At 45.3% G+C, this 26,919-nt stretch carries 25 protein-coding genes; 23 read left to right on the top strand and 2 right to left on the bottom strand.

The genetic code is table 11. The features are described from left to right. The first annotated feature begins 120 nt into the window (after positions 1-120). From B7P33_RS01140 to B7P33_RS01150, 3 genes are all read left to right on the top strand, one after another. Positions 121-1,137 (top strand): DHH family phosphoesterase, encoded by a 1,017-nt coding sequence (locus B7P33_RS01140; RefSeq protein WP_097440131.1) that lies wholly within the window; start codon positions 121-123, stop codon positions 1,135-1,137. Beyond that, positions 1,137-1,694 (top strand): gliding motility-associated peptidyl-prolyl isomerase GldI, encoded by a 558-nt coding sequence (gene gldI, locus B7P33_RS01145; RefSeq protein WP_097440132.1) that lies wholly within the window; start codon positions 1,137-1,139, stop codon positions 1,692-1,694. Before B7P33_RS01140 ends, gldI begins: the two co-directional genes overlap by 1 nt. A gap of 78 nt (positions 1,695-1,772) precedes the next feature. After that, positions 1,773-2,882, top strand: a complete 1,110-nt coding sequence (locus B7P33_RS01150; protein ID WP_097440133.1) for a peptidylprolyl isomerase — start codon at positions 1,773-1,775, stop codon at positions 2,880-2,882. Positions 2,883-3,074: 192 nt separating this feature from the next. On the opposite strand, the gene B7P33_RS01155 is transcribed toward B7P33_RS01150, so the two are convergent. Continuing rightward, entirely contained in the window at positions 3,075-4,529 is a 1,455-nt protein-coding gene (locus tag B7P33_RS01155; protein ID WP_097440134.1) for an aminoacyl-histidine dipeptidase, read from the bottom strand. 100 nt (positions 4,530-4,629) lie between these two features. Here B7P33_RS01155 and B7P33_RS01160 point away from each other — a divergent pair, with 100 nt between their 5' ends. The 9 genes from B7P33_RS01160 (at position 4,630) to B7P33_RS01195 (ending at position 12,603) form a co-directional block, all read left to right on the top strand. Next, the gene (locus tag B7P33_RS01160; RefSeq protein WP_097440135.1) at positions 4,630-5,697 is read left to right on the top strand and encodes a DUF3810 domain-containing protein; all 1,068 of its coding nucleotides are present in this window, start codon (positions 4,630-4,632) and stop codon (positions 5,695-5,697) included. Positions 5,698-5,795: 98 nt separating this feature from the next. Then, entirely contained in the window at positions 5,796-6,020 is a 225-nt protein-coding gene (locus tag B7P33_RS01165) for a hypothetical protein (RefSeq protein ID WP_097440136.1), read from the top strand. A 205-nt stretch (positions 6,021-6,225) separates the two neighbouring features. Beyond that, a complete protein-coding gene (locus B7P33_RS19790; protein ID WP_394341516.1) occupies positions 6,226-6,306 on the top strand; it encodes a hypothetical protein in 81 nt (26 codons plus the stop codon). Further along, on the top strand, positions 6,303-6,476 hold the full coding sequence (locus B7P33_RS19795) for a hypothetical protein (protein ID WP_394341512.1): 174 nt from the start codon (positions 6,303-6,305) through the stop codon (positions 6,474-6,476). Before B7P33_RS19790 ends, B7P33_RS19795 begins: the two co-directional genes overlap by 4 nt. Beyond that, complete coding sequence (locus B7P33_RS01175) at positions 6,460-6,885, top strand: hypothetical protein (protein ID WP_141402363.1); 426 nt, start codon at positions 6,460-6,462, stop codon at positions 6,883-6,885. Before B7P33_RS19795 ends, B7P33_RS01175 begins: the two co-directional genes overlap by 17 nt. A 70-nt stretch (positions 6,886-6,955) precedes the next feature. Beyond that, positions 6,956-7,402 carry a hypothetical protein gene (locus B7P33_RS01180; protein ID WP_097440139.1) on the top strand — a complete coding sequence of 149 codons (447 nt, stop codon included), beginning with the start codon at positions 6,956-6,958 and terminating at the stop codon, positions 7,400-7,402. Positions 7,403-7,654: 252 nt separating this feature from the next. Further along, positions 7,655-10,612: an amidohydrolase family protein gene (locus B7P33_RS01185; protein ID WP_097440140.1), complete on the top strand. Its 2,958-nt coding sequence runs from the start codon at positions 7,655-7,657 to the stop codon at positions 10,610-10,612. Between the two features lie 9 nt (positions 10,613-10,621). After that, entirely contained in the window at positions 10,622-11,908 is a 1,287-nt protein-coding gene (locus tag B7P33_RS01190; protein ID WP_097440141.1) for an amidohydrolase family protein, read from the top strand. A gap of 53 nt (positions 11,909-11,961) precedes the next feature. Beyond that, positions 11,962-12,603: a hypothetical protein gene (locus B7P33_RS01195; protein WP_097440142.1), complete on the top strand. Its 642-nt coding sequence runs from the start codon at positions 11,962-11,964 to the stop codon at positions 12,601-12,603. On the opposite strand, the gene B7P33_RS01200 is transcribed toward B7P33_RS01195, so the two are convergent. Next, entirely contained in the window at positions 12,596-13,378 is a 783-nt protein-coding gene (locus tag B7P33_RS01200; protein ID WP_245871590.1) for a DUF6503 family protein, read from the bottom strand. The two genes, B7P33_RS01195 and B7P33_RS01200, sit on opposite strands and share 8 nt — an antisense overlap. 80 nt (positions 13,379-13,458) lie before the next feature. On the opposite strand from B7P33_RS01200, the gene B7P33_RS01205 reads away from it, so the two are divergent. The 11 genes from B7P33_RS01205 (at position 13,459) to B7P33_RS01255 (ending at position 26,882) form a co-directional block, all read left to right on the top strand. Beyond that, positions 13,459-14,262, top strand: a complete 804-nt coding sequence (locus B7P33_RS01205; protein WP_097440742.1) for a TrmH family RNA methyltransferase — start codon at positions 13,459-13,461, stop codon at positions 14,260-14,262. 8 nt (positions 14,263-14,270) lie between these two features. Further along, positions 14,271-15,503, top strand: a complete 1,233-nt coding sequence (locus B7P33_RS01210; RefSeq protein WP_097440143.1) for a M48 family metallopeptidase — start codon at positions 14,271-14,273, stop codon at positions 15,501-15,503. Positions 15,504-15,546: 43 nt separating this feature from the next. Then, on the top strand, positions 15,547-17,751 hold the full coding sequence (locus tag B7P33_RS01215; RefSeq protein ID WP_097440743.1) for a RelA/SpoT family protein: 2,205 nt from the start codon (positions 15,547-15,549) through the stop codon (positions 17,749-17,751). 42 nt (positions 17,752-17,793) lie between these two features. Beyond that, positions 17,794-18,249: a Fur family transcriptional regulator gene (locus B7P33_RS01220; RefSeq protein WP_097440144.1), complete on the top strand. Its 456-nt coding sequence runs from the start codon at positions 17,794-17,796 to the stop codon at positions 18,247-18,249. Positions 18,250-18,282: 33 nt separating this feature from the next. Further along, positions 18,283-19,554, top strand: coding sequence for an adenylosuccinate synthase (locus B7P33_RS01225; RefSeq protein WP_097440145.1), 1,272 nt, complete (start codon positions 18,283-18,285; stop codon positions 19,552-19,554). 227 nt (positions 19,555-19,781) lie between these two features. Then, positions 19,782-21,440 carry an OstA-like protein gene (locus B7P33_RS01230; RefSeq protein ID WP_097440146.1) on the top strand — a complete coding sequence of 553 codons (1,659 nt, stop codon included), beginning with the start codon at positions 19,782-19,784 and terminating at the stop codon, positions 21,438-21,440. Next, positions 21,440-22,621, top strand: coding sequence for an aspartate aminotransferase family protein (locus B7P33_RS01235; RefSeq protein WP_097440147.1), 1,182 nt, complete (start codon positions 21,440-21,442; stop codon positions 22,619-22,621). Before B7P33_RS01230 ends, B7P33_RS01235 begins: the two co-directional genes overlap by 1 nt. A 148-nt stretch (positions 22,622-22,769) precedes the next feature. Further along, positions 22,770-24,104: a tetratricopeptide repeat protein gene (locus B7P33_RS01240; protein ID WP_317042818.1), complete on the top strand. Its 1,335-nt coding sequence runs from the start codon at positions 22,770-22,772 to the stop codon at positions 24,102-24,104. A 109-nt stretch (positions 24,105-24,213) separates the two neighbouring features. Next, entirely contained in the window at positions 24,214-25,134 is a 921-nt protein-coding gene (locus B7P33_RS01245) for a DUF368 domain-containing protein (RefSeq protein WP_097440149.1), read from the top strand. Position 25,135: 1 nt separating this feature from the next. Next, a complete protein-coding gene (locus B7P33_RS01250; protein ID WP_097440150.1) occupies positions 25,136-26,158 on the top strand; it encodes a DUF368 domain-containing protein in 1,023 nt (340 codons plus the stop codon). Continuing rightward, complete coding sequence (locus B7P33_RS01255) at positions 26,151-26,882, top strand: shikimate dehydrogenase family protein (RefSeq protein ID WP_097440151.1); 732 nt, start codon at positions 26,151-26,153, stop codon at positions 26,880-26,882. Before B7P33_RS01250 ends, B7P33_RS01255 begins: the two co-directional genes overlap by 8 nt. The last annotated feature ends 37 nt before the right edge of the window (positions 26,883-26,919 follow it).

The following is a 26,919-nucleotide window of genomic DNA, read 5'->3' on the forward strand; positions in this document are numbered from 1 at the left end:
CCCTGGGTTCCCGCTTCTCCACTGGAGCATACCACTGTAAACAAGCACAACACCCATTAGGCCTTCTAGAAGGTGAATTTTTAAATCTTGATTATCAAGTAAAACTTTATCTTTGTCGCCATGACTAAAGCCGACATTGCTTCACTTTCGGAATTACTGGCCGACCCCAAGAAAATTTTAATCATCCCACATAAGAATCCGGATGGCGACGCCATGGGTTCTACCTTGGCCCTTTGCCATTATTTAAGAGGCCAAGGCCACAAGGCCCGGGTGATGGCCCCGAACGAATATCCCAAATTCCTAAAATGGTTACCGGGTAACGATCAGGTTTTGGTGTACGACCGTAATCCGGAAGCGGGCAACCGCTATATTCGCGAGGCTGCGGTCATATTCACCTTGGATTTTAACGATTTGGATCGGGCGCATACCATGAGCCCCATGCTTAAGGAAGCCACGGGCACTTTCGTGATGGTCGACCATCACGAAGAACCCAAAGACTATGCCCAGATTACCTTTTCGGACCCCAAAAAGGGCTCTACTTGCGAAATGGTCTACGATTTGATCTGTGCCTTGGGCGGACAAGCCCGAATCACTAGCGATATGGCCCAGTGTTTGTATACGGGCATTATGACCGACTCGGGTTCGTTCCGTTTTCCAAGTACTACCGGAACCACCCATAGGATCGTAGCCGACCTTATAGACCGCGGGGCCGATAACAGCGCCATTCACCAACGTATTTACGATACCAACAACCCTAGTCGTTTACAGCTTTTGGGTAAGGCCTTGAACAATATGGTCATTCTACCCGAATTCCGTACGGCATACATCACTTTAAGCCAAGAAGAACTAGACAGTGCCAACTATAAAAAAGGCGATACCGAAGGTTTTGTAAATTATGGTTTAAGTCTAAAGAATATCATCTTCGCCGTCATTTTCATTGAAAATACCGAGGAAGGCATCATCAAAATCTCTTTCCGTTCACAGGGCGATTTTGAGGTAAACCAATTCTCTAAACACCATTTTAGTGGTGGCGGACATATGAATGCGGCCGGGGGCCGGAGTTCGGCCTCACTGGAAGATACGGTAAGCCGATTTTTAGACCTCTTGCCCCAATACCAAGATAAATTGAACGCCTAATGAAACAAGCATTACTTACCTTGTTGTTGGTCGTCTTCCTGGTTGCCTGTGGAGGTCCGGAAGCCCGAAGGCCCGTACAGGCCAAAACGGCCAGCTTTATGAAGGAAAGCATCGATAGGAACAAAGCCTTGCTTCAAAGTGAGGAAGCCGCCATAAAGGCATTGATCGCCCAAGACTCGGCTAACACTTATTTGGGTACCGCAAACGGACTCTGGTACAAATACGAAGAGAAAGCCACCGGAGCAGGTTACAAACCCCAAGCCGGGGACGAAGTTCAACTCTCCTACAATCTGATTTCTTTGTCGCGGGACACCATTTATCGTATGACCGACGTGGGTGTTATCGACTATAAGGTGGACAAACAAGAGAACCTGCCGCCAGGATTACGGGCAGCGGTAAAACTTTTACAACAAGGCGAAACCGCCACCTTTATGATTCCGTCGGCCATGGGCTATGGGTATCATGGCGACAATAAGGACATAGGCCCTAACGTTCCGCTTATGAGCACCATACATATCGTAAACATTACCAAAGACACTATAACAACAAACCCCTAATATAAAATTGACCCGGAAGCCTTTGAAACAATGAGCAATCAGGTCGAGACAACAATTAAAAACCTAATATTTGAATAGATGAAAAAGATATCTTTTCTTTTTTTGGCCGGCCTTTTGATCTTGGCGGGTTGCAAAGCCGGTAAATATGCCGATTTGGAAGACGGCGTCTATGCCGACATTCAGACCACACGTGGCGACATTGTGGTTAAACTGGAATACGAGAAAACCCCGGTAACCGTGGCCAACTTCGTGTCTTTGGCCGAAGGGAACAATCCTTTTGTTTCCGACTCTTTGAAAGGCAAGAAGTTTTACGACGGCATTATCTTTCACCGTGTTATCAAAGATTTTATGATCCAAGGGGGCGACCCAACCGGAACCGGACGTGGTAACCCCGGCTATAAATTTATAGACGAACCCCACGATTCGCTTACCCACCACAAACCAGGTATCTTGTCCATGGCCAATTCGGGCCCTAAGACCAACGGTTGTCAGTTCTTTATCACCCACAAACCCACCCCTCACTTAAACGGTAGACATACCGTTTTTGGTGAGGTAGTCGTAGGTTTGGATGTGGTAGATAGTATTGCCAATGTAAAAACCGCCGTTGCCGACCGTCCGGAAGTTGACGTGGTAATGAACAAAGTAGAGATTATCCGTAACGGAAAGGCGGCCAAGAAATATGATGCCGTAGCCATAATGACGGATTATTTCGCCAAGGAAGAAGAGTTGGAAAAAGAAAGGGCCGCCAAAAAAGCCGCCTTTACCGCTGAAGTTGAAAAACAAAGGGAAACTGCCGAATTGCTACCTTCCGGACTGTATGTTGTTACCTTAAAAGAAGGAAATGGTGAGAAACCAGCCTTGGGTACCCAAGCCGATGTACATTATGCCGGGTATTTGATCGACGGTACCTTGATCGACACCAGTGTTGAGGATGTGGCCCGTCAGTCGGAGAACTTTACCAACATACAAAGAATGCACCGTGGTCAGTTTACGCCAATGCGTGCCACCTTCTCTCCAGATTTCGGTTTGATCGCCGGATTCAAGGAAGGGATGTTGAACATGACCTACGGAGAAAAAGTACGATTGATCATTCCACCGCATTTAGGATACGGCCCAAGTGGCAGTGGCCCGATCCCACCAAATGCCGAGTTGGTATTCGATTTGGAGTTGTTGCCCAAGTCGGAATAGATAGAAGATAACAAATCAAAAGCGCCGATCGAAACCTTATCGAACGGCGCTTTTTTATTGTAATTACTAGATTAGGGTGTATCCCCTCACCCTCCCGAAATGCTTCGGGACAGGCCAACCTCGCTCCTCCCGCCATTCCGCGGGACAGGCATGGGAGAAGGTAGCAATTGAAAATCATTTTTTGTATTCAGACTATGCTTTCGGGCTATGTTGTAGTACATCTAGCAGAAGACGCCAGAACTTTTGCACAGAGGGTATGTTCACTTGTTCGTCTGGCGAATGGGCCCCCGTTATGGTCGGGCCAAAACTGACCATATCCATATCGGGATAATGGGTTCCCAAAATACCACACTCCAATCCGGCATGGCAGGCTACCACCCTCGGCTTTTCATGAAACAGGGCCTCATAGCGCCCCGCCAATACCTTTACGACCTCTGAATTGGGATTGGGTTCCCAACCAGGATAGGCGCCCGAAAGGCTGACCGTATACCCGCCTAATTCGCACACCGCCCGTAGGCCCGAAGCCAAATCGGCCTTGGCACTTTCCACCGAGGAGCGGGTAAGGCAAGCCAATTGTATAGCCCCGTCAGAAACCAACACCCGAGCCAAATTGTTCGAGGTCTCTACCAAGCCAGCTACTTGGGCACTCATAGCGAACACCCCATTATGCAGGCCCGAAACCACTTGAATCAAGCGTTCTTGATCCGATGCCCCCATTACTTCTCCTTCCAGCACAACCGATTCCAACCTAATTTCGAGATTAGGTTCGGTAACCGACAACTCCTTCTTAATTTGTCCGCCTAAAGTGGAAACGGCTTCATTCAATTGCGCCTGATTTTCGGGCAGGGCCAAAAACCAAGCCTTGCTTTCTCGCGGAATGGCATTGCGGAGTCCGCCACCATCTATTTTTTGCAATTGCATATCGGAACTAAGGGCACGTAACAATCGGTTCATAATCTTATTAGCATTGCCCAGCCCTTTATCGATATCCATACCGCTATGTCCACCATTGAGTCCTTTTACGGAAAGCAAAAAACCTTGGCTTCCGGCTTTTGGGGACACCAAATCGTAAGAACCCGTTGCGGTAACATCTACCCCACCGGCACAGCCTATATCGATTTCATCGTCTTCCTCCGTATCTAAATTCAATAGCACTTGACCTTTTAAAATTCCTCCTTGGAGACCCAAGGCACCCGTCATGCCGGTTTCCTCATCTATAGTAAACAAGGCCTCTAAAGGCGGATGCGCAATATCGGTACTGGACAACAACGCCATAATGGCGGCGACCCCAATACCATTATCGGCCCCTAGTGTCGTGCCCTCGGCCTGTACCCAATCGCCATCGATACGCATACGTATCCCTTCGGTATCGAAATCAAAAACGGTATCGGCACTTTTTTGGTGCACCATATCCAAATGCGACTGTAGGGTTACCATGGCCCGGTCTTCCATTCCCGGACTAGCCGGCTTACGGATAATCACATTATCTACGGAATCGGTAAAGGTCTCCAGTCCCAAATGCTCCCCAAAGGCCACCATAAAAGCGATCACCCGCTCTTCCTTTTTAGAAGCCCGAGGAATGGCATTTAAATCACAAAAATGGTTCCATAAGGCTTGGGGCTCCAAGGCGCGAATATCAGTGTGCATAGTCTCAAAATTTATGTAAAAATACGGAAAGCCTATCAGCTGTCAATTTATCATTTCCCTAAGCTTTTCCATAGGTTTTAATCGCTACATTTGAAGCCATATGAAATGGAACTACAAACATTTGGCAGCAGCCTCTTTGGTACCACAGATTATCTTGGTAAAACTTTTGGGCAGTCGACCCGATTGGATCGAGCGCTACTACAGCCAAGGGTTATACCCCTATATCAGTTCACTTTCCAGGACCCTTAGCGGTTGGTTACCCTTTTCCGTTGGGGATATGTTATACGCCTTCTTTATCGGACTGATTTTATGGCGATTAGTGAAACACCGAAAGAAAATCCGAAAAAACCTTTTGGGCCTGGGTCGCGATGTATTGGCCCTTTTGGCTGCGGTGTATTTCTGTTTCCACCTCCTGTGGGGCTTTAACTACTACCGCCAACCTATAGCCGAGAAAATGGACATTGCCGAAACATCGGAACATAGCGACCTTATTGCACTTAGCGAGCAATTGATCGTAAAAACCAATACACTTCAACTTGCCCTAACCCAAGACAGCACCAAAAAAGTGGTTACCCCATACACAAAACGGGAGATTTACGAGATGAGTGCCGCCGGTTATGAAGCACTACAAAAGCGCTATCCCTTTTTAGCCTACGGTAAACCTAGTATCAAAAGCTCGTTATTCAGTTTGGGGCTAAGTTATTCGGGCTATGGGGGCTATTTGAACCCTTTTACCAACGAGGCACAGGTAAACGGACGCATCCCCAATTTTAGGACACCCATTACCACTACCCACGAAATGGGACACCAAATAGGTTATGCCGCCGAGAACGAAACCAATTTTGTGGGTTATTTGGCCGCTAGGGCCCACCCAGACCCTTATTTTAGGTATAGCGCCCATGCCTTTGCCCTGGGCTACTGCTTGGGCACCTTACAACGTAAAGACCCGGAAGCATTTAAAAAACTACTCCCCAAGCTCAATGCTGGGGTACGGGCCAATTTTAAGGAAGTCTCCGATTTTTGGGCCCAATACGAAAACCCGGCCGAACCCTACCTAAAAAAAATCTACAGCACTTTTTTAAAGGCCAACAACCAAAAAAAGGGCATCCTCAGCTACCGTTCGGTGGTAGGCCTTTTGGTGGCGTATCATAAGAAGCATCCGGTGTAGAAAAAACCAGTCTCAAAACGGATTAGCTAAACAAGTCGATGTACTTTGCATATCAACTTGTTAATATTTATATTTATTTCCCTCTTAAACTACACGATATGAGTTCCAAGCAAATGGCTTTCCACTTCGATGAAGAGTTGATTGAATTGGTTCGGGAAAAGGCCAAAGCCCAAAGAAGAAGCCTTAATAACTATATCGAATATCTTTTGTTCAAAGATGTTGGTAATATCCCCAATGAAGAAACCGCATTGGCCATTGAGGAAACCCGAAAGGGGGATTTAGAAACCATAGACGACCTGGATACATGGCTAGAAAAACTATAGTCCATGTACATCCTAACACCAACCACAAAATTCAAAAAAGACCTTAAGAAGATAAAGGGCAATCCAATTTTATACCCTCCTACCGTTTCAATTTTAAAAGTTCTGGAAGTCAAGGGTATCGCGGGAATCCCAACACAAATGAAACCCCCTTAGGCTATCTGGTAAATACAAGGATAACAGGGAATGCCATATTAAACCCGATTTGTTGATCATTTGGATACAGGTTGAAGACCCGGAAACAATTAGATTATTACGCTTAGGTACACATACGGATCTACTTAAATGAGCTCCTATAGACACCTTGTACCTCGGAGGTCAACAAGGCATCAATTACACCATAAAACACCTATTAACCAAGGAAGTGCCGTTTATAATATTGATAATGTACTGATTGTTACTCCGAGATACCATAAAGAAATACTTGACCCTAAATATCATTATGGATATGGATTCTAGAAATAGTAAAGTTGATAAGATTAGACAGATTATTTCCAATTTCGAAGATGGAAAAATTACAGTTGATGTTGCCGTAAGTCAAATCAACATAATTGGGTACCATCAAATATCAGAAGATTATTTACAGAGTTATTGGGAATCTGAAAATATTGATGATTTCATTGGTAAAATTATCACCGAACCAATTCAGGATTGGCAAAAAATCGATGACAATCAGGCCTTGTTGTTACTTAAAGAGTTGATTGAGAACATCGTAGACGACGCCATTTTTGAAAGAAATTCAGAGGCTTTAGAAAAACGATATGCAAAATCTTCTGGATCCATTAATAATTGGTTGTTTCATGATAATATAATGGAACCTAAGGAAATTCTGAAAATGCTAACCCATGAAGATCGTATTATCCTATAAAATCCAAATTAATTCAATGAATTGCGCTTAAAGGAAAAGGGTAAAACTAAGATTTAGAGCCGAATAGAAAATGGAATTACACCCAATAAACGAATCTGCGTTAAAAAACATTGATTTTTTAAATAGATACAAGAAATTATCCAACACCTATAGGGATGAAGATAATTGTTTCGATAGGTATGACAACAATAAAGTAATTGAAGTTATTGAATCTTTTGGATATGAGACGAAGTACTTTAAATCCGAGGATTTCTTCATGATTAAACAGCAAATTCAAGATTATGAATTCCAATTTAATTTAAAGTTTAAGTATGGTGCATGTGAATTCATTTGGGGGGTCATAAGGAATAGTGAAAGACTACCCCTTGGGGGCCCTTGGGGAGCGATTATAGATTTATTAGACAAAACACATAGACCTCTCCCTTTACCTCTATTTTCATCGTACGACACTCTAAAGGATATATTAGTCGAAGCCTTTGATTTATATGAAGGTTTCAAGGATGAATTATTGGTATAGTTCGTAATTTAACATTGATTTTAAAAGCCGCTTAAAAGGATATTCTTTTGGTGGCTTTTGATTTATGATTGAAACATACATTTAACACTATGGACAATAGTGTCAAATATCAGCGTCTTGGGTATTAATCCATTTTAGCACTCCGTGTTAAAAATCTCTTAACGGATTTAGAATTCTTTTAACATCGGTTACCTTTAGCTGGCTAATTCGGTCCATGGCCTTTGGTATGGACATACAACTTACTCAATCTCTATGAATGTAAAACAACTCATGTGGGCACTGCTCTGGTGTAGCGCCCCTATGATGGCCCAAGATTATTTTCCTAATAACGAAGGGGTCAAAAACGAAAACCACAACTATCGGGCGTTTACGAATGCTACTATTTACGTAAGTGCCGATCAGGTGGTTAAAAACGGAACCCTATTGATCCAAAACGGCAAAGTGGCCGGGGTCGGTAAATCGGTAAACATTCCGGCCAACGCCATCGTTACCGATTTGGAAGGCAAATCGATCTACCCCTCGTTTATCGATATCTATTCCGATTTTGGGGTAAAGAAACCGGAAAAAGCTTCGGGTAGTGGGCGCTCGCCCCAATACCAACAAAGTCGTGAAGGCTTTTATTGGAACGACCATATTATGCCCGAGAAAAATGCCATTACCTCTTTTTCCTATACCGACAAAGATGCCGCCAGTCTACGAAAAGTTGGCTTTGGCGTGGTAAACACCCATATAAACGACGGTATCGCCCGGGGTACCGGGGCCTTGATCGCCTTGAACAAGCATGGTAACGATGCCGACCGTGTGCTTGAAGATCGCTCGGCCCAATATTTTTCATTGGATAAAAGCGTGGCCTCGCGCCAAAGCTACCCCACCTCTTTAATGGGTAGTTTGGCCCTGCTACGCCAAATGTATGTAGATGCCGCTTGGTATGCCCAAGGACATGTGGCCACTACCGACCGCTCCTTGGAAGCCCTGAACCGCAACAAGGGACTGGTCTCCATATTTGCGGCCGAAGACAAAGGTAACGCCCTAAGGGCCGATAAGATCGGTGACGCCAATGGCATACAATACGTAATTTTAGGTGGCGGAAACGAATTCGAATGGATAGACGATATCAAGGCCACGGAGGCCACTTACATATTACCCTTGAACTTCCCGGATGCCTACGACGTATCCAATCCGCATCAGGCACGTTATGTGAGCCTACACGATATGCGCCTTTGGAACCAAAAACCGGCCAACCCAAAGATCATGGCCGACAAAGCCATCCCGTTTGCCTTTACCCTGAGCGGACTCAAGAAAAAAGACGATTTCTTTAAAAATCTGCAAAAAGCCATCTCCTACGGACTTTCAGAAAAAGAAGCCCTGAGGGCATTGACCAGTCGCCCAGCCGAAATTTTGGGTATGCAAGATAAAGTCGGAAGTTTGGAACAGGGTAAATGGGCGAACTTTTTAATTAGCTCCGGCCCCATTTTCGATTCGGGCACCACCCTCTACGAAAACTGGGTACAAGGCCAAAAACATAGCATCAACACCCTAGATGTCGTCGATATCCGTGGGGAATACGATCTAAACCTCAACGGACTCACCTATCAATTGAACATTACGGGTACCCCGGCCAAACCCAAAGCCGAAGTGAAACAGGACACCAATAAGGTAAAGTCAAAATTGAACTACGCCGATAATTGGATGCACCTGAACCTGCAACAGGGTGAAGGCGACCAAAGGAAAATGTTCCGTATCAATGCTTTAGCCAGTACAGACGGGGGCAACCTTAACGGTTCTTTTGTTGACATTAACGGCAAGGAAGCTTCCTTTACGGCCCTCAAGACCAAGGCCTATGAGACCAAAGGTCCGGATGCAGCCAAAAAGACCATAAAAAGCATTACCCCATTAACTTTCCCGAACGTAGGTTATGGATATAGCGAAAGACCAAAAGCGGAAAACTTTTTGTTTAAAAACGCTACGGTTTGGACCGGGGAAGCAGCCGGGGTACTTGAAAACACCGATGTTTTGGTGAAAAAAGGAAAAATCGTAAAGATTGGAACCAACTTGGGTGCCGGCGGGGCCACGGTCGTTGACGCTACCGGCAAACATTTAACCGCCGGCATCGTAGACGAACACTCGCATATCGCCCTACTATCGGTAAACGAGGCCGGACAAAATTCCTCTGCCGAGGTCAGTATGGAAGATGTCGTAGACCCCGAGGATATTGACATTTACAGAAACCTGGCCGGTGGTGTAACCACCATGCAACTCTTGCACGGATCGGCCAACCCGATCGGGGGCCGTTCGGCGATCATAAAACTGAAATGGGGTAGCTCGGCCGACGATATGATCTATGACAATTCGCCCAAATTCATCAAGTTTGCCTTGGGTGAGAACGTAAAACAATCGAACTGGCAGAGTTTTAGCCGTTTCCCACAGACCCGTATGGGGGTAGAACAAGCCTTTGTCAATTATTTTCAACAAGCCAAAGAATACCAGGCCCTGAAAAACAGTGGCAAACCCTATCGTAAAGATGTTGAAATGGAGACTTTGGTCGAGATCATGAACGGCGAGCGTTTTATCAGCTGCCACTCGTATGTGCAAAGCGAGATCAATATGCTGATGAAAGTGGCCGACAAATTCGGTTTCCGTGTAAATACATTTACCCATATTTTGGAAGGCTATAAAGTGGCCGATAAAATGGCCGAACACGGCGTGGGCGGTTCTACTTTCTCCGATTGGTGGGCCTATAAGTACGAGGTAAATGATGCCATACCCTATAACGCCGCCATTATGCAGCGCCAGGGCATTACCGTGGCCATCAATAGTGACGATGCCGAAATGAGCCGTCGTTTGAACCAAGAGGCCGCCAAAACCGTTAAGTACGGTGGTATGAGCGAAGAGGAAGCTTGGAAAATGGTTACGATCAATCCGGCCAAACTCTTGCACCTAGACCATAGGGTTGGTAGCATAAAAGAAGGTAAGGATGCTGATCTGGTCTTGTGGAACGACCACCCCCTATCGGTGTACGCCAAAGCGGAAAAAACCTTAATCGAGGGGGCTGTGTATTTCGATTTGGAAAAAGATGCCCAACAACGGGCAGCGGTCAAAAAGGAGCGCAACGATCTAATCCAACAAATGCTAGATGCCAAAGCTGGGGGTAGCCCCACCCAATCGCCCAAAATGGCGAAAAAAGAACATTTCCATTGCGATAGCCTTTAAAAAACAGACATGAAGACATTTAAAATATTCACATTGATTGCATTGTCCGGTTTCGGTTTGATCCGGGCGCAACAAACCCCGGCCGACCCCCAATCGGAGGCCATTAGTATCGTTGGGGCCACGGCCCATATCGGCGATGGTACCGTGGTAGAGAACGCCACCCTGGTTTTTGAAAACGGCAAGATTACGGCCTTGGCCGCTGGAGCCGCCACCCAAGGCAAGGTCATAAATGCCCAAGGTAAACATGTGTATCCGGGTTTTATCGCCGGAAGTACTTCGCTTGGTTTGGTAGAAATCGATGCCGTTCGCCCTACAAGGGACATGGACGAATTGGGAGATATGATTCCGCATATACGGAGTATGATCGCTTATAACGCCGAGTCTAAGGTGGTAGAGAGTATGCGCCCCAATGGGGTACTCTTGGCCCAGGTTTCGCCAAAGGGCGGTCGTATCTCAGGTACCAGTTCGGTAATGCAGCTCGATGCCTGGAATTGGGAAGATGCCGTGGTAAAAGCCGATGATGGCATCCATTTAAACTGGCCTGCTTCATACAGAAGAGGTCGCTGGTGGATGGGTGAGGAACCCGGTTTCCATCCGAATAAAAAGTATGGGGAACAAATAGACGAGACCCTACAGTTTTTGGCCAATGCCAAAGCCTACAACCAAAAACCCGCTACTGAAGCCAATATCGCCTTTGCCGGGGCCAAAGGTCTATTCGATGGCACCCAAAAGCTCTATGTGTATGCCAATGGCGAAAAAGAGATCATCGACGCCATTAGCCGTTTACATGCTGCCGGAGTTGGGAAAATGGTACTCGTAGGCGGTTATGAAGCCCATAAAACGGCCGACTTGCTAAAACAACATCAGGTACCAGTAATGGTAAACGCCACCCATAACCTGCCTTTTTACAATGACGACGATTACGACCATGCCTATAAACTACCGGCACTATTGGTAAAAGCCGGGCTTTTGGTAGGCATCCAAAATATGGACGCGGCCAACTTTCAGGTGCGCAACCTCCCTTTCTATGCCGGCCACGCCGCCGGTTACGGATTGGACAAGGAAACTGCGCTCCAACTGATCAGTAGTAATACCGCAAAGATTTTAGGAATTGATGCCCAATACGGCAGTTTAAAGGTAGGAAAAAGTGCTACCCTTTTCATCTCTGAAGGCGATGCCCTCGATATGCGTGGCAACCAATTGACCCATGCTTTTATAGACGGGCGTGAAATTTCGTTGGAAACACACCAAACCAAATTGTACAAACGTTATTCCAATAAGTACAAAACAAAGTAAGTCCACAAAACTACAAGGCCTTCGTTTTCGAAGGCCTTTTATTTTATCCTCACATGAAATCACCAACAACCAAACTCCTTACCCTAGCCCTTATCTTTTTTACCACCCTGATGCAGGCCCAAGAAGATTATATCTTGGAAATAGACGGAAAACCCATCAGTATTGGTCTAGATAAGCCCACCGAAGTAAAAATCGGTAAGAAAACCGTGCAACTACTTTTAAAAGAAAAAGACACCCTGCAATTTCTCGATGCACAGTTCAATTTTAAATACCCAAAAGGTTTTAAAGTTTCTAAAACCACCATTGAGGAAGGCATTACCCAATATATGCTAATGACCGCCGAAGGGGCCGGTATTATCGTTCAGAAATACGATGTACTCAATCCGACCATGCTCAACGAAATGATGGTAAACGAGGTCACCAAAGAAAGTGTTAGTTATGGTTACAGTATGGAACGTGCCGATTATGAACGCCCCCTTTCCTCTGGGCAATCTTTGGAGATAGATAAGGCCGTTTTAAAATACAAAGGCGAGACCAACACCTACGAAGTGGCCACCATTGGCCATAAAGACGAAGGGCTGTTGATCATGACCATGGACATGGGCGCTTTTGGCACCCAAGTAGAAACCGACGGTAAAGCCTTGATCAAATTATTCTGGGATTCCCTACAGATTCAAATGCCCGAAGCTAATTAGCAACGGGCTTGGTATAAAGGGCATCTTCTTTTTGCGCCGATAAACGGGCGTTCTCGAACACTACGGTACTGCGTATCTCCTTAATATCGCGGCCTTCGTATTTGTGCCAGGCTATGCTTTTGGGCAGTAAGATATCGTTCACGGGGTTCCATTCGGCATAATGTATCCAATTTACTTTTTCTGAGCGCTCATCGCTTCCAAATGTAAAGGTATAGCCCAACCATGCCATACGATAGCTCTTAGGGTCATAATGTAAAAAGTACTCGTCTTTTGAAGAAGCCCCTACCCCATCGTTAAACCGGATTCGAAATCCTGGGTAGCTGACCCCATCGACCACCAAAGGTGCATCTACCTCATATTGAATCCCTGGATCGGCCAATACAAAGGGCATGGCATAAAAATAGAACATAAGGTTGTGGTAGACTTCGGCATTCCCTTTGTACTGTTTTTCAGGATCATGTACCCAAACCGCTTCCCCATCGAAGCCCATGCTATAGGTATCGGTGGCCACATGATCGCGCCTATCCCATAGATCAACGGTATGCCGCTCTACACCTTTTTCTTTGGGTATTTCGAAATGCAAGGTCCTTTTGGCCTTCCAGGCTTTTTGTCCGCCATGGGCTTCCAACACTTTTTTCAAATCTTCTGGCACCCCTCTTTTTTCTTCGGTTTCAACCACTTGTTTTGAGGGTTGTGGTTCTTCTTTCACCTTCTTTTTTTCAGTACAAGCCATTCCCAATACAAGAAAAAGGCCTAGGTATAAAATCCGCATCATATTGTTTTTAGTTGCCCCATCTGTCGTAATACCCACTATTAGTTTACAGCAATTGGTAGTACATTTGTCCCATGATGGCAATCAAAACCATAAGCAGTACCCAAAACCCATTGATCAAGCAATTGGTGGCCCTACAAGAAAAAGGGCGCCAACGCAAAAAAACGGGCACCTTTGTACTCGAAGGCCAAAAAGAATTGCGTTTGGCCGTAGCGGGTGGATATACCATTGAAAGCTTGTTGTTCGCTCCCCATCTTATGGATCCTTCCGAATTGGAGGTGTTGTGCGGGCAAATTCAACATCCGGTTCAAGTAATCAGCCTTTCGCCGAAAGTTTATGCCAAACTCGCTTATCGCGGAAGTACCGAAGGTATTATGGCCGTGGCCCATGCCAAGAACCATGATCTTACGGAGCTTCGTTTAGGGGATCAACCCTTGGTTTTGGTGGCCGAAGCCCCAGAAAAGCCAGGAAATATCGGCGCCATATTGCGCACGGCGGAAGCGGCCGGGGTAGATGCCGTAATTATTGCCGACCCCCGTGGCGATCTGTACAACCCGAATATTATCCGGTCTAGTGTGGGGGCGATATTCACTACCCAGATTGCCATGGCCCCATCTCCCGAAGTGGTCGATTTTTTAAAACAAAACCACATTCGCATTTACAGTGCCGCCCTTACGGCCAGTGTACCCTATACCCAAATAGACTTTACGGCCGCCACTGCCCTTGTAGTGGGCACCGAGGCCACGGGTTTAAGCCCCATTTGGCTGGAGCACAGCGACCAAAACATCATAATCCCCATGCAAGGCCAAATCGATTCTATGAATGTTTCGGTCTCGGCGGCAATCCTTATTTTTGAGGCCTGTAGACAACGCCTTGGCCCGGCTTAACCCATCTTATGGAAACGAACACCCTGTTTTACCTGATTCTCGGCATTCTTATAGCCGAATTCTTGATTGATAAACTCCTCGACTATTTAAATGCGAAACGTTTTTCGGCCGACATCCCTAGCGAACTGGCCGATCTAACTGATAAGGAAACCCAGGAAAAATCGGTTCGTTACTTGAAAACCAAATACCGCTACGGGATTTGGGAGTCGCTTTTCACCTTTGTGTTTACCCTTGGTTTTATCGGTTTGGGTGGTATTGGCTGGGTCGATGATTGGGCCCGAAGTATTACCGAACACCCCATTGGGGTCGCCTTGCTTTTCTTCGGGGCCATAGGTTTGGTAAGCAGTATTTTGCGTATCCCGTTCTCGTATTACAACACCTTTGTAATTGAAGCGGAATTCGGTTTTAACAAAAGCACGGTCGGCTTATTCTTTTCCGACTATTTTAAATCTTTGGTACTCGGCGCCGTATTAGGCGGTGGCATACTAGCCTTGGTAATTCTGATCTACGACTGGGCTGGTCCACAGTTTTGGATCTATGCCTGGATCTGTATCGGTATTTTCACCGTCTTATTAAATTTATTTTACAGCAAATGGATTGTGCCGCTCTTCAACAAACAGCGTCCCATGGAAGAAAGTCCGTTAAAACAACTGATCGCTGACTACAGTAAAGAAGTCGATTTTGGTTTAAAGGATATTTTCGTAATCGATGGATCGAAACGTTCGACCAAGGCCAACGCTTATTTCTCCGGATTCGGAAACCAAAAACGGATTACCTTATACGATACCCTTATCAATGATTTGGAGGAAGACGAGATCGTTGCCGTACTCGCTCATGAGGTAGGCCATTACAAACACCGGCACATCATTACCAATATGGTGGTTTCCTTGGCTAGCATAGGGCTAACCCTATACTTACTTTCTTTATGTATCAATTACCCGGAATTGTCCTTGGCTTTAGGGGCTTCGGAACCGGCTTTCCATGTGGCCTTGATCGCCTTTGGCATTTTATACGGACCCTTTTCGGAACTCACTGGCCTAGCTATGAACTATGTCTCACGAAAATTCGAATTCCAGGCCGACGATTACGCCAAAAACACTTTTGGCTCGGCCCCTTTGGTCGGTGCCTTGAAAAAATTATCAAAAAACAGTCTGAGCAACCTTAACCCACATCCAGCCTACGTTTTTATGCACTACTCCCATCCGCCCCTTTTGGCCCGAATACATAACCTAAGGTCGTAATTCCGATTACGGGGCTAAAAAAAAATACTACCTTTAGTTTATGATGACCGAAGATGCCATAGAACAGGAGAACAAACAGATCGCCAGGGAGTATAAAGAACTACTTCGCATAAGCTATCAAACCTTGAGCGACGAGGACAAAAAACTCATACGCTCGGCTTTTGATGTGGCCGTAGATGCCCATAAAGATCAGCGGCGTAAATCGGGGGAGGCTTATATTTTCCATCCGATTGCCGTTGCCAAGATCGTGGCTTCTGAAATCGGTATGGATGCCATAAGTATCGTTGCCGCACTGTTGCACGATGTGGTTGAAGATACCGAATACACCTTGGACGATATTGAACGTATGTTCGGGGAAACGGTGGCCCGTATCGTAGACGGCCTTACCAAAATGGAGCATCTGAAACAGGAGACCGACATTTCGATGCAGGCCGAGAATTTTCGTAAAATGTTGCTCACCCTGAACGACGACATTCGGGTAATCATCATAAAAATCGCCGACCGTTACCACAATATGCTCACCATGGACTCCATGCCCGAGCACAAGCAAGTAAAGATCGCCTCGGAAACCCTATTTATCTACGCACCCTTGGCCCACCGTATTGGCCTTTACAACATAAAGACCGAACTTGAGGATCTCAGTTTAAAATATACCGAACCAGAAGTCTATAACGACATACTCGAAAAAATCGAGGAAACCAAGGAAGAGCAGGCTGCCTATATTGAGGCCTTTTCGGAAAAACTAAGAAATTCCTTGGACCGCGAAGGACTTGATTATTATATAAAAGGACGAAGCAAATCGGTGCATTCGATACGTCGTAAGATGAAGGTACAGAGCGTAACCTTCGATGAGATCTACGATAAGTTCGCGATTCGCATCATCTACAAATCGGATGTTGATCAAGAAAAATTCGTGGCCTGGAAAATCTATTCCATAGTAACCGACCACTTTCGCCCCAACCCTACCCGATTACGCGATTGGATCTCATCGCCCAAAACCACGGGCTACGAGGCCCTGCACATTACCGTTATGGGCCCACAGGGCAAATGGGTAGAAGTACAGATCCGATCGGAGCGTATGCACGAAATCGCCGAAAAAGGGTATGCGGCCCACTTTAAATACAAGCATGGCGACCAAAAAGAACAAGGTATAGAAGAATGGTTGAACCGTTTACAAGAGGCTTTAGAAAATGCCGATTCCAATGCGGTGGACTTCGTAGAAGAGTTCAAGCTCAACCTCTACTCCAAGGAAATCTTCGTTTTCACCCCACTGGGCGACTTAAAATCGCTTCCCAAAGGAGCCACCCCGCTCGATTTTGCCTTTTACGTACATACCGAGGTGGGTATGCGCACTCGGGGCGCCAAAGTAAACAGTAAACTGGTCCCCCTCAACACTCGGTTGAAAAGTGGCGACCAGGTAGAAATCATAACATCTGACCACGCCAAACCCAATAAAAACTGGCTCGATTATGCCACGACGGCCAAGGCCAGAAGCAAAATACGCTCATCTTTACGCGAGGAGAAAAAGGCCAAAGCCGAAGAGGGTAAGGAAATATTAAGGCGAAAATTAAAATCGCAAAAGATCAACCTCAGCGAAGATGTGGTAAACAAAATGGTGGCTTTCTTTAAGCTAAAGACCAGTTTGGATCTCTTTTATCGCGTAGGTATTGGGTCGATCGACAATCAAATGATAAAGAATTTCGCTTCCAATTACAGTAATGCCTTTATCAGCTTCATCAAAAACCGTATCCGTAGGAGTCCGAAACAAGAAGACATCAATCGGGAAGAGATCACCGACAATTACGACCTATTGGTGTTCGGCAAGGACGAGGAAAAACTGAATTACAAACTCTCGCCCTGCTGTAACCCTATTCCCGGCGACGATGTTTTTGGTTTCATCACCATAAACGATGGCATCAAAGTGCATAAAAAGAACTGCCCCAATGCCATTAGTATGCAAAGCCAATATGCCTATAGGATCATACAGGCCAAATGGATTGACTCCTCCCAAGAGGAATTTACGGCGGACATTCAGCTTACAGGACTGGACAATGTTGGGCTGATCAGCAAGATTACCGACATCATTTCAGGCAATATGGGGGTAAATATGCGGAACTTGAATTTTAGCACCGATGGTGGTATCTTTACAGGAAAGATTACCGTTGTTGTAAAAAACAATTCAATCTTAACAAAACTCATCAATAATATTAAGAAAATCAACGGCATAGAGAAAGTGACCCGAATTTAAATATAAAGCGTACATTTGCCGAAATTGCCGCTAATACCCCATATGGAAGCCAGTAAAGACCAAGAAATAGTCAAAAACGTATTCACTTCCTTTCTAGAAGAGAATGGGCACCGGAAAACCCCGGAACGCTATGCCATCCTTCAGGAAATTTATGAAAGCGACGAGCATTTCGATATCGAATCGCTCTACATAAACATGAAGAACAAAAACTATCGTGTAAGTAGGGCCACTTTATACAACACCATAGAATTACTGTTGGACTGTAAATTGGTCCGCAAACACCAATTTGGCAAAAACCAGGCACAATACGAGAAATCGTATTTCGATCGCCAACACGATCATGTTATCCTTACCGATACCGGCGAGGTCATCGAGTTTTGCGACCCACGGATCCAATCGATCAAAAAGACCATTGAAGAGGTTTTTAACCTCGACATCAGTAATCATTCACTGTATTTCTACGGTGTACGAAAAGAAAATCAAGAAAAAAACTCCTAGGCCGCCAAGCCTAAGCAAAATCCAAGATACATAATGGCTGTAGATTTACTTCTGGGTCTCCAATGGGGAGACGAAGGAAAGGGAAAAATCGTTGACGTACTTACCAAAAACTATAATATTATCGCCCGTTTCCAAGGAGGGCCCAATGCCGGACACACCTTGGAGTTCGATGGTATAAAACACGTATTACACACCATTCCCAGTGGTATTTTCCATGATACTGCCGTTAACGTAGTGGGTAATGGGGTAGTTATAGACCCGGTAATCTTTAAAAAGGAACTCGATAACTTGGCCCAGTTCAATTTAGACATCAAGGCCAAGCTATTGATTTCGCGTAAGGCCCATTTGATCTTGCCTACCCACCGTTTGCTAGATGCAGCTTCTGAAGCCGCCAAAGGCAAGGCCAAAATAGGCTCTACCCTTAAAGGTATCGGCCCGACTTATATGGACAAAACCGGGAGAAACGGTATGCGTGTCGGGGATTTGGAATTACCCAACTGGAAAGATAAGTACCGTAATTTGGCCGACAAACACCAGGCCATGATCGGTTTCTACAATGTAGATATACAGTACGACCTAAAGGAATTGGAGACCGAGTTCTTTGCCGCTGTTGAGGCTTTAAAAGAACTTACCTTTATAGATAGCGAAGAGTATTTGTTCAACGCCCAGCGCGAAGAACAGGCCATCTTGGCCGAAGGCGCCCAAGGATCGTTGCTCGATATCGATTTTGGCACCTATCCCTTTGTGACCTCTTCCAATACCACGGCTGCCGGTGCTTGTACCGGATTGGGTGTGGCCCCGAACAAAATCGGAGAGGTTTTTGGCATTTTCAAGGCCTATACCACCCGTGTGGGTAGCGGCCCCTTCCCTACCGAACTTTTTGATGAAGACGGAAAGACCATGGCCAAGGTAGGTAACGAATTCGGTGCTACAACCGGCAGGCCCAGACGTTGTGGCTGGTTGGATCTTGTAGCCCTAAAATATGCCGTACAGATCAACGGGGTAACCCAACTGATGATGATGAAGGCCGATGTGTTAAGCGGATTTGAACGCATTAAAGTCTGTACCGAATACAAATACAACGGGCAGACCATTAACCACTTGCCTTACAATATTGAACCTGAAAACGTACAGCCAGTTTATACCGAACTAAAAGGCTGGTCGCAAGACCTTACCCAGCTTTCGGATGCCGACGAACTGCCTGCCGAATTGAAGGATTATATCACTTATTTGGAGCAAGAATTGGAAGTACCAATCAAAATCGTATCGGTGGGTCCGGATCGTAAACAGACCATTCATTTGTAAAAATATAGCCCCGGATTTTACCGGGGTTTTCTTTTTCTGGAAATTGTAAACTTCGCCCCTTAGTAGTTTAAATTCAAACTGTATCCATATCATCCCTAAGAATTAACAACCCTTTTGGTATCCCTTAGTATTTAAAAAACACCACAATCGAATTAAAAAGGATATTTTTGACAAAAATTCGACTTGTGAATCGTATTCTTTTCCTCTTTATTCTTCTCGGCGGTTTTATGTCGGCCCAGACCCCAAACGAAACCGATTCCGAAGCAGACAAGAAAATCAATATCATATACGGAGCCAACTTCACCATTAATGAAGAGCTTTATCCGGGTGGTAAAATTTTTAGCAAAGACGAGCAACAACTACATTTTGAACATCAAGGGGCTGACCTATATTGCGATATAGCCGTGCTCTACCCAGATGACAACAGTCTCAGGGCTATTGGCAATATACGTATGCAGCAAGGTGATTCCATTGAAATGACCGGTCAAAAATTACGATACGACGGTAATTCAAGAATGGCCAAAGCCTGGGAATCGGTGCGTTTGACCGATGGCAGGGGTATTCTCACCACCGACACCCTTTATTTTGATCGCGAAAATCAAAAAGCCTATTACCAAGACGGAGGTAAGGTGGTAGATTCGGCCAACACCCTAACCAGTAAGTTAGGCACCTACTTTACGGGACCTAAAAAATTCCAGTTCGAGCAAGATGTGGTCTTAGTAAACCCTGACAATCGGGTAGAATCGACTCGAATGGATTATTTCGACGTTACCAAAAGCGTGTACCTGTACGGCCCATCAACTATTACAGGCGACACCTATAAAATGTATTGCGAACGAGGGTTTTACGATACCACCGTAGAACAAGGGTATGGGGTTAAAAATACCCGAATAGATTATAACGACCGTAAAATTTACGGCGACAGTCTTTATTTTGACCGGGCCGCACAGTTTGCCTCGGCCACCAACAACATAAAGGTCATAGACACCATAAACAACAGTGTAATCAAAGCCCATTATGCCGAAGTCTACCGGGCCAAAGATTCTGTTTTTGCCACCAAACGTGCGGTAGCCATTTCTTTGGTCGAGCAAGATTCGCTTTATATGCATGGCGACACCCTAATGATTACCGGTCCGGCCGAGAATCGCGTTATGCGGGCTTTTAGGAATGCTAAATTCTTTAAAACCAATCTGAGTGGCAAATGTGACTCTATACACTCCTCCGAAAAGTCGGGGGTGACCCAATTAATCCGAAACCCCATCCTTTGGAACGTTGACAACCAAATGACCGGCGACAGTATACATTTGATCAGCAATACGGAAACCGAAAAGATGGATTCCTTAAAAGTGATTAACAATGCCTTTATCATTTCCCTCGACACCATCAGTAAAACCGGATACAACCAAGCAAAAGGGATACATCTGTACGGCCGTTTTGTGGAAAATGAACTGAAATATGTAGACCTGGTCAAGAACACCGAGGTTATCTATTATATGTATAATGATGACCAAGAGCTTTTGGGCATCAATAAAACCGTTTGTAGCCGAATAGAAATGGTTTTGGCGAATAACGATATCGAAGATTTGAACTTCGTGACCAATCCCGATGGCACCATAAACCCGGAAAAAGATGTACCGCCCAATTCCCGGAAACTTAAAGGATTTGTTTGGCGGGGCGATGAACGTATCTACACCAAACACGATATTTTCGACGAAGACGACAACAATATCCAACTGGTAAAGATCAGGGGCATAGACAATACCTTGCTTATTGAAGAAGAAGAGGCCATTAAAGAAGCTGAAAAACGGGAAAAAGAAGAGGAAAACGACCCCATTCCCAAAGCGAATGACAAGGCCATTCTTGACAAACCCAAGAAACAACGGTAATGACTTCCGATTTTTTAAGATACCAGGCACAGACCAGTCCGCATCCGTTAGGGTTACAAGTCTCACGGGCCCAAGGCAGTTATATCTACGATCAAAACGGTAAGCCACATTTAGATTTCGTTGCCGGGGTATCGGCCTGTAGCTTGGGGCATTGTCATCCCAAAGTGGTAGCAGCCATACAAAAACAGGCGACTGAATATATGCATGTTATGGTCTATGGCGAATACGAACAAGGCCCGGCCTTGGCCTATTGCAAGGCGCTGGCCCAAGTATTGCCCGACCCCTTGGAGAGCACCTATCTCGTAAATTCAGGTACCGAAGCCATAGAAGGTGCCCTTAAACTGGCGCGTAGGGCAACCGGGCGTAGCCAAATCATAGCCGCTAAAAATGCCTATCACGGTAATACCATGGGCAGTTTAAGCCTTATGGGGCTCGAAGAGCGCAAAGCCCCCTTTCGTCCCTTGATCCCCGATATAGATTTTATCGGTTTCAACAACGAAAAAGACTTAGACCGCATCACAAATAAAACCGCGGCCGTTATCTTGGAAACCATACAAGGTGGAGCCGGATTTATACTTCCGGAAAACGACTACTTAAAGAAAGTACGGCAACGTTGTAATGAAACCGGTACCTTACTCATTCTAGACGAGATTCAACCGGGATTTGGTCGTACCGGCACCCTTTTCGCCTTTGAACAGTTCGACTGTATCCCCGATATATTGGTCATAGGAAAAGGTATGGCCTCTGGCTTACCTGCCGGAGCCTTTACCGCTTCCAAAGAACTGATGGCGCAACTTGGCCACAGCCCTAAAATGGGCCATATAACCACCTTTGGGGGTAATCCGGTGGTCGCTGCAGCCAGTTTGGCCACACTTAACACCTTATTAAAAACCGACCTTATCACCCAGACCTTGGAAAAAGAAAAACTGATCCGAAGCCTGCTTCAACACGACCATATCAGTGAAATACGCGGTAGAGGCCTTATGCTCGCTCCCTTATTACCATCGGCCGAAATGGTGAACCAACTGGTACTAAAAGGAACCGAAGCAGGCCTTATCCTATTCTGGTTACTCTTCGAACCCTTGGCCGTACGTATGTCGCCCCCACTTACGATCTCTAGTGCAGAAATCGAAAAAGGATGTAGCCAAATCCTCGATATTTTAGACGGAATAAAGCAATAATCTGTTAACTATTTTGTTGATAATATAGCGGGCTAGGCCCATATTCGCCACGGCTTAAAGGTTACTTTTAGTATAAATAGTTAAAGCTCCCTACATGGCGTTAGATTCTAACGAAAGACCAAACCGTCCTATAGCTAAATTCGAATCCATGCTTAAAACCGACGACGTCTACTTCTTTGACGCCGAAGATTTTGAGGACATCGTACACCACTATTTGAACAACGGCAAAATCGCTTTGGGTAAAAAAGCCATTAAGATCGGACTGGAGCAGCACCCGCATTCGGTACCCTTAAAATTGCTGGAGGTAGAGGTTTTGGTTTTCGAAAACGAGCTAGATAAGGCCGGACAGCTTTTAGATCGTCTACAAGAGTTGGATCAGAACAACGAGGAGATTTATATCCAACGGGCCAATATCTATTCTAAACGCGACAACCACGAGGCTGCGGCCGAATTGTTACGGCATGCCCTAACCCTCTCTGAAGACGACTTGGACATACACTCCCTGTTGGGCATGGAGTATCTATTTATGGATAAGTACGATCAGGCCAAAACCCATTTTATTACCTGTGTGGCCCAAGACCCTTACGACTACGCCTCCTTGTACAATGTGGTGTATTGTTTTGAGTTCTTGGAAGACTATAACGGGGCCATTCTGTACCTGAACGACTATCTGGAGAACAATCCGTATTGTGAGGTAGCTTGGCATCAACTCGGTAAACTATACGCCAATAAATCCATGTTAAAAGAAGCGCTAAGTGCTTTCGATTTCGCCATTATCTCCGACGACACCTTTGTAGGGGCCTATCTTGAAAAAGGACGCGTATTGGAACGCATGGGGCTATATGGTCGTGCCATTGAATGTTATGAGGCTTCCGTAGAGCTGGAAGACCCTACCTCTTATGCCTTTCTTCGGATTGGAAAATGCCACGAAGCCTTGGGCAATATGGAGCTGGCCAAATACTATTATTACCAAACCGTTCATGAAGACCCCCTATTGGAGAAAGGCTGGTTGGCCATTACCGATTTCCACATTAAGGTGAGGGACTTTGACAAAGCCAAAAAGTACATTAACAAGGCCCTCAACATTGACGATAAAAATGCTTTTTATTGGATTAAAAACGCCTTGATCCATACCCATTTGGAAATGTACCACGATGCAGAGGCCAGTTATCGGCAAGCCGTAGAATTGGGCAATTACGAAATGGACACTTGGTTGGCTTGGGCCAAAACACTGCTATTGCTCGAAGAAGCGGAAGCCGCTTCCTTGGTACTCAAACAAGGCCTGGAGTACCATCCTGAAAGTCCAGAGCTCCGTTTTTACCTTATAGGCTGTTACCACCGCTGTAACGATATGGATGCCCTGCGCGAACAACTCGAAATCGGCCTAAAAAGCCATAAGAATGGTATGGAACTCCTAAAACGCGATTTCCCTAAACTTTACGAGAGTTCTTGGGTGAGGCAATTGGTCAAGGAGAAAAAATAAGGTCTACCTCTGATAATATCCTGACTTACTTCTATTTGCTGTTCGTTAAATCGAACCCAATGGGGTCGCTTTCCATTTTATAAAAAACTATTTTTGCTTTTTTATCACTATGCAACGAAAACTAACCGATTATCTAATCATTGCCCTTAAAGGTCTGGCCATGGGTGCCGCAGATGTAGTGCCCGGGGTTTCGGGTGGAACCATTGCCTTTATTTCGGGTATCTATGAAGAGCTGATCACCTCAATAAACAATGTTTCTTTTTCTTTACTGAAAGAATTGCCCAAAGTTGGTTTGGCCGCCACCTGGAAAAAATTGAACGGAAACTTCCTCTTGGCCCTCTTTATCGGAATCGGAACAAGCGTACTTTCTTTAGCCAAACTTATCGGTTGGTTATTGGAAGAACACCCCATTTTGGTTTGGTCTTTCTTTTTCGGCTTAGTTTTGGCCAGTGTTTGGTTCGTAGGTAAAACCATTAGCAAATGGAGTCCGCTTGTAATCGGTGTATTTCTTGGCGGGGCCGCTTTGGCCTATTTCATTACTAGCCTACCGGTCTCTACCAGTACCGATACCCTACCCTACCTCTTTCTTTCTGGAGCCTTGGCTATTTGCGCCATGATATTACCGGGCATTTCGGGCGCCTTTATTTTGGTGTTATTGGGCTCGTATAAAACCATTTTGGATGCCGTTCATGAAAAGGATTTAAAAATAGTGGCCGTAGTTGGAGCTGGTGCTATTATTGGACTTTTGGCCTTCTCCAAAGTATTGAAGTGGATGTTCAACCATTATAAAGATTTGACCCTAGCCCTCCTTTCTGGTTTTATCTTAGGTTCATTGAACAAAATATGGCCTTGGAAAAAAGTATTGGAAACCAAAATCATAGACGACAAGGTTTTCAATATTGACGAGATTAACGTTTTACCCGGAAGTTTTGAAGGTGATCCCAAACTTTTACCAGCCGTAGGGTTGGCCCTTTTGGGATTCGTATTGATATTGGCACTAGAAAAATGGGCCGACCAAAAACCCGCATAGTATGCCTAGGGCCCAACGTACATTATGGGATAATATCTTTTTGGTCGTTAAAGGCCTATGTATGGGCGCGGCCAATAAAGTACCTGGGGTTTCCGGAGGTATAGTAGCTTTTGTAGGTGGCTTTTATGAAGAGTTCATCTATTCGCTCCAAAAAATAAACGGCAAAGCGGTAAAGCTACTTTTTAACGGCCGTTTCAAAAGTTTCTTTCAATACACCAATGCTAAATTCCTGGGGCTACTTATTACCGGAATGCTCATCAGCTACTTTAGTGTTTCCAAAATACTAGATTATTTTCTGGTTACCCATGAATTGTATGTATGGGCGGCCTTCTTCGGTATGATCTTGGGCTCGATCTACTATATCGCCAAAGATTTTGGCCATTGGACCACCCCAAATACCATAGCCGGAATCATCGGTCTTATCATAGGCATCTCTATCAGCTTTTTGAATCCGGCCAAGGAAAACGATAACCTTTGGTTTATCTTTCTCTGTGGTATGATCAGTGTAAGTGGTATGACCTTACCAGGTCTTTCTGGATCTTTTATCTTGATACTGATCGGTAATTATGTGCTATTGTTGGTAGATTCGGTCAATGCCCTTTACGACACCTTTGCCGAGGTTTTTCGGGGCGATTTTTCTTTTATGGAGAATAAAGAGCGCCTTCACACCTTAAAAATATTGGCGGTGTTTACAACGGGCTCCGCTGCCGGATTGGTTAGTCTTTCGCATTTCCTCACCTACCTATTAAAACATTTTAAACACCGAACCACGGCCGTAATCATAGGCTTTATCACGGGTTCCTTAGGGGTGGTATGGCCCTGGAAGCATACCTTGTACAAAACCGATGCCAACGGCCAAGAACTTTTGGCCTCTAATGGCGATAAGATCATAGCGAACTACGAACGGTATTTTCCCGCCCTGTACCACTCCGAAACCTGGATCGCCTTTTTGTACATCGTAGTGGGCATTGGTATTTTATTAGGGTTGGAATGGTACGGTAACCAAAGAAAAAAGCATGCGTAAATTCGGATTATTAGGTAAAAACATAGATTATTCTTTTTCGCGGGGTTACTTTACCGAAAAGTTCTCCAAAGAAAAACTAACGGATCATACCTATGTCAATTTCGATCATGATACCCTATCTGGTTTTTTGAAACAATTGACCCAGGAGACCGATTTGGTGGGGTTTAACATTACCATTCCCTACAAACAAGAGATTATTCCGCACCTACATAGCCTGTCTCCCCAAGCCGAAAAAATAGGAGCGGTGAATACGGTCAAGATTACCCCCGAAGGCCTGCAAGGTCACAATACCGATGCCTTTGGGTTTGAACAGGCCTTGTTGCCCCTACTTCAAGAGCACCACAAAAAAGCGTTGATCCTAGGTACCGGGGGTGCCTCTAAGGCGGTGGCCTATGTTTTTGAGCAACTCGGAATTAAGTATACCTACGTTTCACGAACAGCCCAAGATAACGGACTTACATATGCGGCATTAGACCAGGCCATTATAGACACCCATCCCATTATTGTCAACTGTACGCCCTTGGGTACTTTTCCGAACATTGACAACAAGCCCGATTTACCGTATGGGGCCATAGGACGGAAACATCTGTTATACGACCTAATCTATAACCCAGAAAAGACCAGTTTTCTAAGGCAGGGCGAACAAAACGGAGCCCAAATACGTAACGGTCTCCCCATGCTCATTGGCCAAGCGGAAAAGGCCTGGGAAATCTGGAATTCGTAACCTACGATTTACATTCGGTCGTTTTTATCCCATTTTA

This window comes from Sediminicola luteus, assembly GCF_002514735.1.
Classification (GTDB): domain Bacteria; phylum Bacteroidota; class Bacteroidia; order Flavobacteriales; family Flavobacteriaceae; genus HQA918.

What these genes read in the sequence shown, in the direction of transcription:
- B7P33_RS01175 (WP_141402363.1), top strand. Translation starts at nt 6,460, where the DNA reads ATGGATATGGATTCTAGAAATAGTAAAGTTGATAAGATTAGACAGATT.
- B7P33_RS01225 (WP_097440145.1), top strand. Translation starts at nt 18,283, where the DNA reads ATGGCTGTAGATTTACTTCTGGGTCTCCAATGGGGAGACGAAGGAAAG.
- B7P33_RS01255 (WP_097440151.1), top strand. Translation starts at nt 26,151, where the DNA reads ATGCGTAAATTCGGATTATTAGGTAAAAACATAGATTATTCTTTTTCG.
- B7P33_RS01185 (WP_097440140.1), top strand. Translation starts at nt 7,655, where the DNA reads ATGAATGTAAAACAACTCATGTGGGCACTGCTCTGGTGTAGCGCCCCT.
- B7P33_RS01220 (WP_097440144.1), top strand. Translation starts at nt 17,794, where the DNA reads ATGGAAGCCAGTAAAGACCAAGAAATAGTCAAAAACGTATTCACTTCC.
- B7P33_RS01230 (WP_097440146.1), top strand. Translation starts at nt 19,782, where the DNA reads ATGTCGGCCCAGACCCCAAACGAAACCGATTCCGAAGCAGACAAGAAA.
- B7P33_RS01150 (WP_097440133.1), top strand. Translation starts at nt 1,773, where the DNA reads ATGAAAAAGATATCTTTTCTTTTTTTGGCCGGCCTTTTGATCTTGGCG.
- gldI (WP_097440132.1), top strand. Translation starts at nt 1,137, where the DNA reads ATGAAACAAGCATTACTTACCTTGTTGTTGGTCGTCTTCCTGGTTGCC.
- B7P33_RS01210 (WP_097440143.1), top strand. Translation starts at nt 14,271, where the DNA reads ATGGAAACGAACACCCTGTTTTACCTGATTCTCGGCATTCTTATAGCC.
- B7P33_RS19795 (WP_394341512.1), top strand. Translation starts at nt 6,303, where the DNA reads ATGAGCTCCTATAGACACCTTGTACCTCGGAGGTCAACAAGGCATCAA.
- B7P33_RS01245 (WP_097440149.1), top strand. Translation starts at nt 24,214, where the DNA reads ATGCAACGAAAACTAACCGATTATCTAATCATTGCCCTTAAAGGTCTG.
- B7P33_RS01200 (WP_245871590.1), bottom strand. Translation starts at nt 13,378, where the DNA reads ATGATGCGGATTTTATACCTAGGCCTTTTTCTTGTATTGGGAATGGCT.
- B7P33_RS01250 (WP_097440150.1), top strand. Translation starts at nt 25,136, where the DNA reads ATGCCTAGGGCCCAACGTACATTATGGGATAATATCTTTTTGGTCGTT.
- B7P33_RS01240 (WP_317042818.1), top strand. Translation starts at nt 22,770, where the DNA reads ATGCTTAAAACCGACGACGTCTACTTCTTTGACGCCGAAGATTTTGAG.
- B7P33_RS01195 (WP_097440142.1), top strand. Translation starts at nt 11,962, where the DNA reads ATGAAATCACCAACAACCAAACTCCTTACCCTAGCCCTTATCTTTTTT.
- B7P33_RS01140 (WP_097440131.1), top strand. Translation starts at nt 121, where the DNA reads ATGACTAAAGCCGACATTGCTTCACTTTCGGAATTACTGGCCGACCCC.
- B7P33_RS01160 (WP_097440135.1), top strand. Translation starts at nt 4,630, where the DNA reads ATGAAATGGAACTACAAACATTTGGCAGCAGCCTCTTTGGTACCACAG.
- B7P33_RS01215 (WP_097440743.1), top strand. Translation starts at nt 15,547, where the DNA reads ATGACCGAAGATGCCATAGAACAGGAGAACAAACAGATCGCCAGGGAG.
- B7P33_RS01190 (WP_097440141.1), top strand. Translation starts at nt 10,622, where the DNA reads ATGAAGACATTTAAAATATTCACATTGATTGCATTGTCCGGTTTCGGT.
- B7P33_RS01180 (WP_097440139.1), top strand. Translation starts at nt 6,956, where the DNA reads ATGGAATTACACCCAATAAACGAATCTGCGTTAAAAAACATTGATTTT.
- B7P33_RS01155 (WP_097440134.1), bottom strand. Translation starts at nt 4,529, where the DNA reads ATGCACACTGATATTCGCGCCTTGGAGCCCCAAGCCTTATGGAACCAT.
- B7P33_RS01165 (WP_097440136.1), top strand. Translation starts at nt 5,796, where the DNA reads ATGAGTTCCAAGCAAATGGCTTTCCACTTCGATGAAGAGTTGATTGAA.
- B7P33_RS01235 (WP_097440147.1), top strand. Translation starts at nt 21,440, where the DNA reads ATGACTTCCGATTTTTTAAGATACCAGGCACAGACCAGTCCGCATCCG.